This is a genomic window from Halioglobus sp. Uisw_031, from assembly GCF_047729875.1.
Taxonomy (GTDB): Bacteria; Pseudomonadota; Gammaproteobacteria; order Pseudomonadales; family Halieaceae; genus Marimicrobium.
Map to the genome: position 1 here is coordinate 1,820,270 of NZ_CP159826.1, position 11,747 is coordinate 1,832,016.

At 51.9% G+C, this 11,747-nt stretch carries 10 protein-coding genes; 2 read left to right on the forward strand and 8 right to left on the reverse strand.

Annotated elements, in window-relative coordinates:
• The first annotated feature begins 111 nt into the window (after positions 1-111).
• Positions 112-978, forward strand: a complete 867-nt coding sequence (locus tag ABXT62_RS08295; protein WP_415358129.1) for a phytanoyl-CoA dioxygenase family protein — start codon at positions 112-114, stop codon at positions 976-978.
• Between the two features lie 67 nt (positions 979-1,045).
• Here ABXT62_RS08295 and ABXT62_RS08300 read toward each other — a convergent pair whose 3' ends face one another.
• Genes ABXT62_RS08300 through ABXT62_RS08320 form a run of 5 tightly spaced genes read right to left on the reverse strand, consistent with a single transcriptional unit; the run spans position 1,046 to position 6,093 of the window.
• Positions 1,046-2,419, reverse strand: a complete 1,374-nt coding sequence (locus ABXT62_RS08300; protein ID WP_415358130.1) for a DsbA family protein — start codon at positions 2,417-2,419, stop codon at positions 1,046-1,048.
• Positions 2,420-2,431: 12 nt separating this feature from the next.
• The gene (locus ABXT62_RS08305; protein WP_415358131.1) at positions 2,432-3,034 is read right to left on the reverse strand and encodes a TetR/AcrR family transcriptional regulator; all 603 of its coding nucleotides are present in this window, start codon (positions 3,032-3,034) and stop codon (positions 2,432-2,434) included.
• 57 nt (positions 3,035-3,091) lie between these two features.
• A complete protein-coding gene (locus tag ABXT62_RS08310) occupies positions 3,092-4,066 on the reverse strand; it encodes an NAD(P)H-dependent flavin oxidoreductase (protein ID WP_415358132.1) in 975 nt (324 codons plus the stop codon).
• Between the two features lie 25 nt (positions 4,067-4,091).
• On the reverse strand, positions 4,092-4,952 hold the full coding sequence (locus tag ABXT62_RS08315) for an LLM class F420-dependent oxidoreductase (protein ID WP_415358133.1): 861 nt from the start codon (positions 4,950-4,952) through the stop codon (positions 4,092-4,094).
• 22 nt (positions 4,953-4,974) lie between these two features.
• On the reverse strand, positions 4,975-6,093 hold the full coding sequence (locus tag ABXT62_RS08320; RefSeq protein ID WP_415358134.1) for a glutathione S-transferase family protein: 1,119 nt from the start codon (positions 6,091-6,093) through the stop codon (positions 4,975-4,977).
• 382 nt (positions 6,094-6,475) lie between these two features.
• Here ABXT62_RS08320 and ABXT62_RS08325 point away from each other — a divergent pair, with 382 nt between their 5' ends.
• The gene (locus tag ABXT62_RS08325) at positions 6,476-8,620 is read left to right on the forward strand and encodes a carboxy terminal-processing peptidase (RefSeq protein WP_415358182.1); all 2,145 of its coding nucleotides are present in this window, start codon (positions 6,476-6,478) and stop codon (positions 8,618-8,620) included.
• Here the strand turns inward: ABXT62_RS08325 and cysG are convergent.
• From cysG to crcB, 3 genes are read right to left on the reverse strand one after another with little or no spacing between them, the layout of a single operon-like run.
• On the reverse strand, positions 8,617-10,005 hold the full coding sequence (gene cysG / locus ABXT62_RS08330; RefSeq protein WP_415358135.1) for a siroheme synthase CysG: 1,389 nt from the start codon (positions 10,003-10,005) through the stop codon (positions 8,617-8,619). The two genes, ABXT62_RS08325 and cysG, sit on opposite strands and share 4 nt — an antisense overlap.
• A gap of 4 nt (positions 10,006-10,009) precedes the next feature.
• Positions 10,010-11,308, reverse strand: a complete 1,299-nt coding sequence (gene serS / locus ABXT62_RS08335) for a serine--tRNA ligase (RefSeq protein WP_415358136.1) — start codon at positions 11,306-11,308, stop codon at positions 10,010-10,012.
• A 54-nt stretch (positions 11,309-11,362) separates the two neighbouring features.
• Positions 11,363-11,740 (reverse strand): fluoride efflux transporter CrcB, encoded by a 378-nt coding sequence (crcB, locus tag ABXT62_RS08340; protein ID WP_415358137.1) that lies wholly within the window; start codon positions 11,738-11,740, stop codon positions 11,363-11,365.
• Positions 11,741-11,747 lie beyond the last annotated feature (7 nt).

Consider the following 11,747-nt stretch of genomic DNA (forward strand, 5'->3'; position numbering starts at 1 on the left):
TTCAAGACATCCGTGTGTTTTGATAGTCCGTGATAGTAATATAATGACATTGTATATGTCATTATATGAGTTGCCAACCAACGAAGGAGGGTTTTTGACCTCGAGTGCACTATGAAGACACGCACAATAAGCACTAATATGCCCTATGTCGTTTCAAGTCTTGATGAGGATACGCGCGTTCTCCGCGAGCGGTTCAATGACTGGGGCTACTTGTACATCAAACGCTATATTCCGCTGGCAGACTGTGAGCGTTTGTTAGACGCGGTATTGCTCGCGTGTGACCCCTACATTCGCCGCAATGCGTCCAGTTCGCCCCACCTTGAGGGGGAGCCGTTTTTTGAAACAGACCCTGTTTGGGATGAAATCTATCCCAAAATTCAGTCGTTGGAAGCATTCCACACGTTTTTTCATCAGCAACACGTTCTCAATCTTATGGAAATCGTTACCGGAGCTCCTGTCTTTGTCTACCCTATGAAAATGGCACGAATCTCAACACCAGGAAAAATTGGCTTTGAAACGCCTCCTCATCAGGATGCCCACTCACATCGCGCTGGACCGACAATGGCCGGGTTCTGGGTCCCTTTACACGACGTGAGTGAACCGATGGGGCGGGTCAAGGTGCTACCCAAATCCCATAAGCTCGGCGTGCGACCTGTTTTTAATACCCAGGGCGTAGGTGGTGTTCAGTGCGAGATTTATGAGAACGAAACGACCTGGCATGTTTCCGATGTTGAGGCTGGCGATGTGCTAATTTTTCACTCATGCACTATCCACAAGGCCGAGCCAAATACGACGTCCGAGGCTGTGCGTATCAGCGTGGATACACGCTTTTGCGATCACGGCGCAGCTGTATTTTCAACAAATCTTGACCCACATCATGGCTGGCGGATAGAGGGGCTGGACTGGCCATCCATTTACAGTGGTTGGCAAAACAGCCAATACCAGTACTATTGGCGCGACTACCCGGGCCTGTTTTAGCTCGCCGGCTTAGTTCTCGGACAAGGGGCTGCGCATGATGGCATCTCTTAACAACGGCTGTGGTGCATCACTGGCGAATGCTGAGGTGACGCTGGATTACCCTGGCAAACAACCACAGCCTATCCTGTCCCCACAGTGCCAACAGCTCTTTCCCCGTTTCATCGAGTAGACGGAAGCTCGGCACGCCCCAGAGGCCAGACGCGTACATCTCTAGGCGGTTAGTTTCAAGCAACGCTTCCCAGCCAGGCTGCCCTACTCTCTTCTTTGCCTCGCTCCACTCAAGCCCGGCCTTCTCCACCATTTTTTTAAGGCCTGCGTCATTGTTCAGATTAATAGATTCAACGAAGGCGCAGCTCAAAAAGGCACTGATTAACGCAACACCCTTACCCTGTTCACATGCCCATGGGTAAAGTGAGTATCCGCGACGAGCAGGGTTGCCAATAGGATCATAGAAATTACCAAATGACACGCCGTCAGCGTATGCCTCTCTGGCAGCATCTGCGAATATATACATGCCTTTCTGGCGGGTAGCGGGGACACCACGCATGACCATTGGAAGCACCGGGCGTACCGCCAGCGTCACACCCGTATCGCGCGCGAGTTTAACCGCACGGTCAAAGATGACAGCCGTGTAGGGGCTGCGCAGAGAGGCATACACCTCCAGCGTCAGGCTGCCATTATCTCGCAGCTGTCCTGGCTCTATTGGTGGTCGAGGCATCAGTAACCGGGCATCGCTTTGTAGATTGACCCCAAGGTCGCAAAACCGTTGTTCGAGGTGATAGAGCCTGTCGACACCCCAGTACCACTCTTCACCGTAATAAAACATACCGCCTGAATAGTGCTTCAACTCATTTTGGCGTCTGTTGCCCGCGGCAATGCAGTCAGCGGTATTCGTATCCGATGCACAGCCTAACTGTTGAGCAAGCTCTTTTAACGTCAATTCGTCGTCGGCCCACAGCGCACGACCGACTTCTGCTGCGTGCTCTACGAATCCAGCAGAATCCTGTGCCGAAAGTATGCTCGATGCAAGTTTCACTAGTCCGGGAGACAAGGGCTGATCATGTTGTGGAAATTCCAACTCGTATTCCGGAGCAACCTGACACGCGTCATGCCGAGACAGCTTTAGAAGCAGCTCGGGTTCAGGTGAATTTTTGCCCTGCGGCCCTGCCACAATATGGCATATGATTTTTATCTGGTACCGTTCAGATAGGGACTGCAGCACTTGCGCCGCCAGATGGCTGTAGCCGTCATCTACCTGATGAAAATACTCGACTACGTGTGGCTGACCCAGTTTCTCCCGTTCTTTTTCAAGCGACGCACGCCGCTTGATGAGTCGCTTCGGCTGACACAACCTTGTCATTACACGTGAAGTGAGCCAGCGCATTACCGGACTGGGGTCCATGGTGGCGGCTCCGCCCTGCTCTTTAAAGTTATCAGACATAGTAGCCCCCTTCTATTGGTTTGCGATGATGCGCTGCATTAACTGGGTTACCAGTCCAGTGCTGGCCTTTTTATTCAATCCCTGGTGTTCCCGCAACCGATTCCAGTATTCAAAGGAAGCAATCGCATCTATCATTTCACGCTCTTCTGACGGAAGCCTCTTGAGCTCTGGCAGCCAGTCGTCGAGATCCTTGCGCATTTGGCCTTGCGCTCGAAGGTACTGTTCTCGAAGCACGGGATAGCGCCAAGCTTGCGCTTTGTTGGTGAGCAAATAATTCCCTGACGCCTCGTAAGCCAATGCACGCTGCTCAATCGCGTGTTGCAGCCGCTCTCCTAAGGAGCCATCACGATCACCGCCGGCAAACAACCCCTGATACTGCTTTCTGATTTCTTTATCAGCAGTGGCGAACAAACTTTCCACGTCGGAAAAATGTCGGAAGACAGAGCGAAGACCAACGCCCGCGCGTTCTGACACTTGCTGCGCAGTCGGCACCAGAATCCCCTCTTCCACAAGTTGCAGCATGGCATCGATAATTGACTTCCTACTTCGCTCGCTGCGAACTCGGCGTCCGTCCGGTACGGCTTCCTGTGCGTGCTTGTCTATCGTTTTTGTCATCGCCATACCCATAGTGCAAAAACGCGGAGCAGAAACACGGTTTTTTATCGGCCTTCTTTAAGCCGTTGATGTCATTGCCGCAAGGCGTTCAGTGATAATCTGGTTAGCGTCTGTCATTATATTGTCTACCAGTTCCGCGCAGGTGGGGATATCTTTTATAAGGCCTCCACACATTCCCACGGTTACCATTCCCGCGTCGATATCTCCAGTGGTCCACGCGATGTCCTGATTCTTGCCCGAGACCAGCGCGTGCACCTGACCGAAATCGCCGCCGGCCTTCTCGATCTCGACAACCTTCTTCGCGACACTATTGGTATACACTCTGGCAGTGTTACGAAAGCTCCGGAAGATCAAAGACGTCTGCGTTTCGTCCATCTCAACGATTCGCTGCTTGATGTCATGATGTATAGGGGCTTCCTGCGTTACCATAAAACGCGTGCCCATATTGATACCCTCTGCGCCCAACGCCAATGCAGCAGCAAGACCGCGGCCGTCTGCGAAACCACCTGATGCAACGACCGGAATTTTAAGACGCTGCACTGCCGCAGGAATCAGAACCAGACAGGTAACATCTTCTTCGCCCGGATGTCCCGCACATTCAAAGCCATCGATGCTCACTGCGGCAACACCGACTCGCTCTGCCTTCAGAGCATGGCGAACAGCGACACATTTGTGAATAACTTTAATGCCATGGGCGTTGAAGGCCTCCATGAAAGGCTCTGGGCTGCGGCCAGCGGTTTCAACAATCTTCACGCCGCTTTGACAGATTACGTCGACGTAATCATCGTAGCTGATTTCGGTGGCGACCACGCCCACAGTCAGGTTAACCGCAAACGGTTTGTCTGTGAGAGACTGACATTTTTCAATTTCCTGCCTCAGCAATTCAGGGGTTGGCAGGGTCAGTGCAGTCATTACACCCAAGGCGCCCGCATTCGATGCGGCTGCCGCCAATTCGGCAGTACCTACGCGCATCATGCCCCCACAAATGATGGGTGTTTCAATGCCAAGTAATTCAGTGAGTCTTGTTTTCATAATCTATTTGTCCAGGGTTGTGTAATTAAATCTTTGAAATTATGGTTTCGGCGAGTTCTGTAAGCCCCGCCACCGGATCTTTGCCTAGTCCGAATATCGGCACAATGATGCGTGATGCGCCTGCATCTTCAAAGGCTTTGATAGCGTCTATTCCACCTTGCATATTCCACATGCATGAGATTTCGATACTGTCTGGGTCTCTGCCCTCGGCCGCACACGCTGCAGCCAATGGGGTCATTTTCTCTGCCAGAGCCTCGGGGTTATCGACAGGCAGGAACCAGCCATCACCATGGCGCGCAACCCGCTCATAGATTTTACCTTTTGTGCCACCCATAATAATGGGGATTCCGGATTTCTTCGCAGGAACAGGATAACTTTTGAACCCCGACCAGTTTATAAACTCACTCTGGTGTTCCACCACTTCACCCGACCACACTTTTTTCATAGCGATAATGTAGTCGTCAAAGCGGGCACCACGACGTTCAAAGGGAACACCCATGGCATCAAATTCTTCCTGTAACCAGCCAATGCCTGCACCCAGCATGAAGCGTCCGCCTGACACAAAATCCAGACTGGCCGCCTGTTTTGCCAGGAACATGGGATTAGCCTGCGAAACAATATTAACCCCGGTGCCAAGCAATAGCGTTTTGGTGTTGGCCGCAATCGCCGTCAATGCAATCAGGGGATCAACGAAGTTTGTTTCGGGCCTAGCACCCATTTTTCCGTCGGCACTGTAGGGATACTTCGAGGCGTAATCTTGGGGAACAATCACGTGCTCGAAAGTCCACACCGACTCAATGCCAACCGACTCCGCCAGCTGGGAGTAACCTACTATTTGCTCGATGCTTTTCACGCCGACATTGACGGGTATTAAGCCAAATTTCATTATTTTTACTCCTTCGTCAGTACTAAAAATGTGGTGATTGCCCTTCGACAAGTTCCAATTGCCCTGCCCTGCGTTCAAGCCAGTGGTGGATTGTAACGTTTAAGGCTGAGCGACCGCCGATACTGTCCAGCAAGGTGTCCGCAGCGACCCTAGCATCGCCGTCCAGAGACTGGTAGTGCAGCCAAGCTCGCTGAAACAACCACTGCGCATAGCTGCTGATGAATCGCTTCCCGGTAACAGGACCGGTAGTAAATTGATGCTGGCCAAGAAATCGCGGAATGTTGCCGCCCGGTGTTTCCTGCAGCCATGCACTGTTGTGCTCAATAACATCCAGTACGTCGGGCAGTTGGTCACTGCACATTGTTTTGAGGATAGGAAGCAGCGTGTCGGGGATGACATCATGCGCCAGAAACTGCCCTGAAAGAGGCAGCGGCCCATTCATTCGTTCTACCCAGGCATAGACGTTGGGAGCCCGCTTCTGCATTAACGCTTTGGGGACCGGGTCGCGGCCCAGATGCGCATAGAGCGGCCCCATGAGGCCATAATCACCAATACTGGGACGCGACCCTAACAGGAAGTCAAATTGGGCAAAGTGTTGATCCAGCTGGTCCAGAAATGCCAAGTACGTTAGCTCGATTCCGGGAATGGTATCCTCGGTAATCCCCAGATTCGGTAGCATTGCGCTGAACGGTTTCGAGACCCGCTCGCCAATGGCGATCTGTTCCTCAATACTCGCCTCGGGCACACTCAACCTGCCAAACTCTGACATGACAAAGTCATGCTGCTGGTCCAGCACACTCCAACGGTAATGCATGGCGGGAATCATTAGCCACTCATCGCCATACAGCTCCAACAGCAACGCCACAAGACGTTGCAACGGCGCTTCAGGATACACCGAGAAGTCAGGGTGTCGGTCCTCTAAAAAGTCGATAATATCAGTCGTGTCCTGGACATACTGGCCATCAGAGGTTTCCAGCACGGGGATAATCGGGGCGCCAACATTGGGCAGGATTATATCCAGATAGACATCCCGCGAGGCGGGCCGTTCCTCCCAGTTCAATCCTTTGTAACGCATATAGGCACGCACCTTGCCCGTAAACAACGAGTGATCAGCGCCATATACAATGTAGTCAGCAGCCATATAGAGTCTCGCTGTGTGTCGCTGCAGGCAATAGCAGCAGAATCAAGCCGCCGCCCTCGATTCTTTTGGAACAGGCGCTATGCAGCTTCCTACCTATTGGCAGGTAGTGTGCCACTATCGTTAGGTTTAATCAAACCGGCCCGATGAGTGCCCAGTGGTCGCGCGCAGGATATGGGGCTATATATGCCATTGTCTATAACCTATATAATAGCTAAGCTTCTGTAATCTAACGATAGATGGGCAGAATCAAAAAAATAGGGTCTCGACCTGGTTGAAGATGAACTTTATTTAAATGACAGCGTCCATACAGGTATGATTATAACCCGAGCGTTCGACGCTTATATCAGGTAGGAATATTTTGAATTTATTGCACCACACCAAAATGACTGGCCGCTTCGCATCGCTTGCTTTGCTATTGAGCGTGTGCTTCCCCGCCTGGAGCATCATTGAGTACACGGAGCAGCAACGAGATACCGCGGTAGAAATGGTTGCTAAGCTTCAGGAGCGTCATTACGCCAAGTTGCCCTATGGCGACGAGCTTTCATCACAACACTTAGACAATTACGTTAACAGTCTAGACGGCGGGAAAATGTTCTTCACTGCAGTTGATTTGGCCGACTTCGAACAGTACCGATCTGTCATGGATGACCAGTTACAGGAAGGCAAGCTTGACGCCGGTTTCACGATCTTCAACCGGTATCACCAGCGAGTACAGGACCGATTGAATAACGTGTCCGACACCCTGCCTGAAACCGTAGCGGCTATGGATTTCACTATTGACGAAAGCTATGCGTTTGACATGGAAGATCGCCAGTGGGCTAAAGATCAAGCAGAACTAGACGACCGGTGGCGCAAGCAGTTAAAAAACCAGGTTTTGAGTCTTAAAATTGCTGACAAAGATGAAGACGAAATTGTCCCCACATTGCAAAAGCGTTACGACCGACAACTGCAGAGCGTCACGAAATATAACAGTCAGGATGTATTCCAGATTTATGCAAATGCCTTGACGGAACTGTACGACCCGCACACCAATTATTTATCCCCACGAAGTACCGAGAACTTTAATATCAATATGAGCCTGTCGTTGGAGGGCATTGGTGCTGTGCTCCAAATGGAAGATGAGTACACCAAGGTGTCCAGCCTCGTCGCCAAGGGCCCTGCTGACAAGGAGGGAGAATTAAGGCCCTCGGACCGCATCGTATCCGTTGGACAAGGTGTGGATGGAGCGCTTGAAGACATCATTGGCTGGCGCCTGGATGAGGTGGTGCAGCTGATTCGAGGCCCCAAGGATACGACTGTTCGGTTAGAGGTTATCCCGGCTAAATCCAAGTCTACCGATGAACGTAAAGTGATCACCATTGTGCGTAACAAGGTGAAGCTTGAGGAACAGTCCGCGCAGAAAAAGATGCTGGAAATACCCGCTGGGGATGAAATCATAAAAATTGGCGTGATCGATATTCCTGCTTTTTATATTGATTTCGACGCGATGCGACGTGGCGAAAAAGACTACAAGAGCACTACGCGGGACGTCAAAAAGCTATTACAGGAATTGGAGGTTGACGGGGTAGATGGCATTATCATCGACCTGCGTAATAACGGTGGTGGTTCGCTGCAAGAGGCCAACGAACTCACTGGTCTGTTTATTGAATACGGCCCTACCGTCCAGATCCGCCACTCCTCTCGTCGTGTATGGCGCGATGGAAAGCGTTTGAAGAGCCCCTACTACGAAGGTCCGCTAGTAGTTCTGGTCAATCGCCTGAGCGCGTCGGCGTCGGAAATCTTTGCTGGAGCCATGCAGGACTACGAGCGAGCGATTATTGTAGGTGACTCGTCTTTTGGTAAGGGTACGGTGCAAACGCTTGTTCCGCTCACTGAAGGACAGCTAAAAATCACCGAGAGTAAATTTTATCGCATCTCTGGTGAAAGCACTCAGCATCGAGGGGTTATTCCCGATGTGGAATTCCCATCTATATATGACACCACAGAGATCGGTGAAAGCGCGCTGGATCACGCCCTTCGCTGGGACCAGATCAGTCCTGTGCGGCATATTAATTACGATGATTTCTCCTCTGTGTTACCTGACATTCAGACGCAATTTCTAGAGCGCAGTGCGCATAATCCGGATTTTATCTTTCTGGAGGACCAGATCGAAATGGCGCAGGCAGCGCGTGAAATGACTGCGCTTCCGCTGAATGAAAAGTCTCGTATCGCGCTGCGTGACACACAGAAAGAAAAAGCGCTTAGCATAGAGAATAAACGGCGCAAGGCAAAAGGAGAAGAGTTGCTGACGTCGTTGCAGGACGACGAGGATAAAGATGGAGATGGAGATAGCCATAGCGATGCCTCCGATCTTGATCCGCTAGCCGCTAACGAAATTGACAATGAGGATGACGTTGATCAAGAAGACGAAGAAGAAGATGTCACCGATGACGTACTGCTCATGGAAGCCGGTTACGTACTGGCGGATGCTTTGTTACTGAAACAACGTCGCTATGCGCTGCATCAGGAGGAAGAAACAGTACACTAGCTAGGAGCCTGACTAAACCAAGACAGGTCCTTATGCAGGCGCACCACGTCACCGATGATAATCAATGTAGGCGCTCTGGGTTTTGCGTGCGCCACGATATCGGCCATCGTCGCAAGCGTTCCCACCAGCACTCGCTGGTCTAGTAGCGTCCCCCTTTCTATGAGTGCAATGGGTGTTTCGCCCGATCTACCATGCGCCTGTAGCTGCGCACAGATGCTCGGCAAGCCCACTGACCCCATGTAGAACACCAAGGTTTCCATTGGAGATTGAAACTGGCTCCAATCGTATTCCAAGGAGTCTTCTTTAAGGTGTCCGGCAACGAATCGCACAGACTGTGCATAGTCCCGGTGGGTTAGGGGAATACCCGCATAGCACGCAGCCCCGTTCGCTGCGGTAATTCCCGGCACCACCTGAAACGGAATACTGAGCTTGGCCAGTAGTTCAATCTCCTCCCCGCCGCGTCCGAATATAAACGGGTCACCCCCCTTGAGACGCACGACACGTTTCCCCTGCTGCGCCAGATCCACCAGTAATTGATTGATTTGTGTCTGTGGCAGGCTGTGATCGGATTGTCGCTTGCCCACATAGATACGCTCTGCATCGCGCCTTGTCATATCCACAATGGCTGGAGACACCAGTCGATCGTATAACACGACATCGGCACTTTGCAGTAATCTTGCGGCCTTGAAGGTCAGTAAATCCGGGTCACCGGGTCCGGCGCCGATAAGGTAAACTTCACCCACATGGAGACTACTGGTATCGCGCAGGCGCTCGCGTAGTTGTTGCTCCGCTTTGCCCTCCCTGTCGGCCAACACGTGCTCAGCTACAGCCCCTTCTAGGGCTTGTTCCCAAAACAATCTACGGGGTGTATCCAACGGTATCGTGTCTTTTACTAGCTGGCGAAAACGTCCCGCAAAATTTGCCAGTCGCCCATACGCTGCAGGCACTAGAGCCTCTATCTTGCGCCGCAGAATTCTCGCGAGTACAGGGCTACGACCGCTACTGCTGATTGCAATTAGCAGTGGATCACGATCAACTATTGAGGGAAAGATAAAAGTACAAAACTCTGGAGAATCAACCACATTGACGAGGATCGACGCCGCGGTGGCATCGTGATAGATCTGTTCGTTCGTTACTTTGTCGGCTGTTGCAGCTACCACCAAAGTCTTGCCGTGCAGCTCCACCTCACTGTAGCGGGCCTGGCGCCACACGCCCAAGTGCTCAGTCAGCATTTGCTCCAACTCATTGCTTAGGGTAGGAGATACCACCGTTAGGCTGGCGCCAGCGCGCAATAACAATCGGGCCTTGCGTGTGGCGACAGTCCCTCCTCCCACTAATACCACCGGAGCGTCAACGAGTCTCAGGCAGATGGGAAGAAACTCCAACGCGTTATGCTCCGAGCTCGTTAACACCACCCATATAGGGCTGTAGTATGGGTGGAATGCTGATACTACCGTCGGCGCGTTGATAATTTTCCATTATCGCGACCAGAGTACGCCCCACGGCAAGGCCAGAGCCGTTTACCGTATGCATTAGTTCTGGCTTGCCCGTTGCCGGGTTTCGCCACCGTGCCTGCATTCTGCGCGCCTGGTAGTCGCCGCAGCTACTGCATGAAGAAATCTCACGATAGGTTTCCTGCGCTGGTAACCAGACTTCTAGGTCGTAGGTCTTTGTGGCGGAAAAACCCAGATCGCCAGTACACAGAACAACCTTGCGATAGGGTAAATCTAGCCGCTGTAACACGGTCTCAGCGTGGCAGGTCAGTTGTTCCAAAGCCTCATCGGATTGGAGCGCACGTACCAGTCGCACCAGCTCTACTTTCTCAAATTGATGTTGACGGATCATACCTCGCGTATCGCGACCGTAACTTCCGGCCTCACTTCGAAAGCACGGCGTATGGCAGGCGAAGCGAAGACCACTGTCACCCAGCTCGGCGTCTTCGAAAATACGATCGCGCGCGATATTGGTCACAGGCACTTCAGCGGTTGGGCTAAGGTACAAGCCCTGATCTCCGCTGAGTTTGAAAAGGTCTTCCTCGAACTTGGGTAATTGTCCGGTGCCGATCAAGGATTCGCGGTTGACGATATACGGGACGTAAACTTCTGAATACCCGTGCTCCTGTGTATGTAGATCGAGCATAAACTGAATCAGCGCGCGGTGCAGCCTAGCTAGGCCACCGTACATGACGGTAAAGCGCGCGCCGGTTATTTTTCCAGCCGTTTCGCCGTCCAGCTGTTGCAGCCCTTCTCCTAGCGCAACATGATCTCTTACCTGGAATTCAAAGGTTTTCGGCTCGCCCCAGCGCAGTACTTCAAGGTTGTCTGCTTCACTGACGCCAGTGGGCACATCCTTGCCAGGAATATTGGGCGCACCCAAAAGCAGCTCCTCCAGCTCGCTCTGGGCTTGTTTGGCTTGCTCTGTGAGTGCCTCAATTTGAGTCGCAATTTTCTTCAGCGTTTCACTCACTTCAGCTTTGGCATCGTCTACGCTCATGCCTTCACCCACCAGCACCCCTATTCTCTTTGAAGCACTCTTGCGCTCTGCCAATAGGCTTTGGCTATCTATATCAGCTTGCCTGCGACGAGCGTCGAGTGTCGTGAAATTCTCCACATTGAAAACGAAGCCTCGAGTGGCGAGGGCCTCTGAGATTCCCTGGGGGTCTTGTCTGACCGCCTTGATATCCAACATCGTACTAATTCCTGTGACAAAGTTTGTAAAATGAACGCCATTGCGCCCGCTGGGTTATAGCAGAGCCCGGGTCAATTGCATTGCAAGAGCCGCCATTATCACGCAAACAATGGTGCTGCCGAACATGTAAGCTAATGCCTGAATGGAGTCTCCGGCTTCAAACAGACTGACTGTTTCAAGAGAAAAAGTCGAAAACGTCGTAAATGCTCCAAGGAAGCCCACCATCGACAAACCACGCCAGTCCGAGTGGATAAGCTGACGTTCCACCAGTATCACGTAAGCGACACCAATGGCAAAAGACCCTACAACATTCACCAGCAGTGTTCCGACAGGCGCTTTTCCTTCCCACACCCCATGTAACCAGCTCGCTAACAGATGACGCGATACTGCACCGGAAGCTCCACCAATAGCGACAAACAAAAGGTATTTCATGATAGTA